Source organism: Serratia sp. EC4, from assembly GCF_059652115.1.
This window is the reverse complement of the sequence record NZ_JBNIDE010000030.1, coordinates 1-1,144: the sequence shown is the minus strand read 5'-3', so window position 1 is coordinate 1,144 and position 1,144 is coordinate 1. Positions and strand designations below refer to the sequence as shown.

Below are 1,144 nucleotides of genomic sequence, written 5' to 3'. Positions count from 1 at the left end.
GGTACTATCGGCCACGTTGACCACGGTAAAACTACCCTGACTGCAGCGATCACTACCGTACTGGCTAAAACCTACGGCGGTTCTGCACGTGCTTTCGACCAGATCGATAACGCGCCAGAAGAAAAAGCTCGTGGTATCACCATCAACACCTCTCACGTTGAGTATGACACCCCGACTCGTCACTACGCGCACGTTGACTGCCCAGGGCACGCCGACTACGTGAAAAACATGATCACCGGTGCTGCTCAGATGGACGGCGCGATCCTGGTAGTAGCTGCGACTGACGGCCCAATGCCTCAGACTCGTGAGCACATCCTGCTGGGTCGTCAGGTTGGCGTTCCTTTCATCATCGTATTCATGAACAAATGCGACATGGTAGATGATGAAGAGCTGCTGGAACTGGTAGAAATGGAAGTTCGCGAACTGCTGTCCGCTTACGACTTCCCAGGCGACGATCTGCCGGTAATCCGCGGTTCCGCGCTGAAAGCGCTGGAAGGCGAAGCTGAGTGGGAAGCGAAAATCATCGAACTGGCCGAAGCCCTGGACAGCTACATCCCAGAGCCAGAGCGTGCTATCGACAAGCCGTTCCTGCTGCCAATCGAAGACGTATTCTCCATCTCCGGTCGTGGTACCGTTGTTACCGGTCGTGTTGAGCGCGGTATCATCAAAGTTGGCGAAGAAGTTGAAATCGTTGGTATCAAAGACACCGTTAAGTCTACCTGTACTGGCGTTGAAATGTTCCGCAAACTGCTGGACGAAGGCCGTGCTGGTGAGAACGTAGGTGTTCTGCTGCGTGGTATCAAACGTGAAGAAATCGAACGTGGTCAGGTACTGGCTAAGCCAGGCTCCATCAAGCCGCACACCCAGTTCGAATCTGAAGTGTACATCCTGAGCAAAGATGAAGGTGGTCGTCACACTCCATTCTTCAAAGGCTACCGTCCACAGTTCTACTTCCGTACCACTGACGTGACCGGTACCATCGAACTGCCAGAAGGCGTAGAGATGGTAATGCCAGGCGACAACGTGAACATGGTTGTAACCCTGATTCACCCAATCGCGATGGACGACGGTCTGCGTTTCGCAATCCGTGAAGGCGGCCGTACTGTAGGCGCTGGTGTTGTTGCTAAAGTTATCGCTTAATCGC

At 53.7% G+C, this 1,144-nt stretch carries 1 protein-coding gene; it reads left to right on the top strand.

Going from position 1 to position 1,144, the window contains the following annotated elements; all coding sequences use genetic code 11:
- The coding region (gene tuf / locus ACP39K_RS24525; RefSeq protein WP_048795941.1) for an elongation factor Tu at window positions 1–1,140 on the top strand (1,140 nt) is incomplete at its 5' end.
- Window positions 1,141–1,144: the final 4 nt, after the last annotated feature.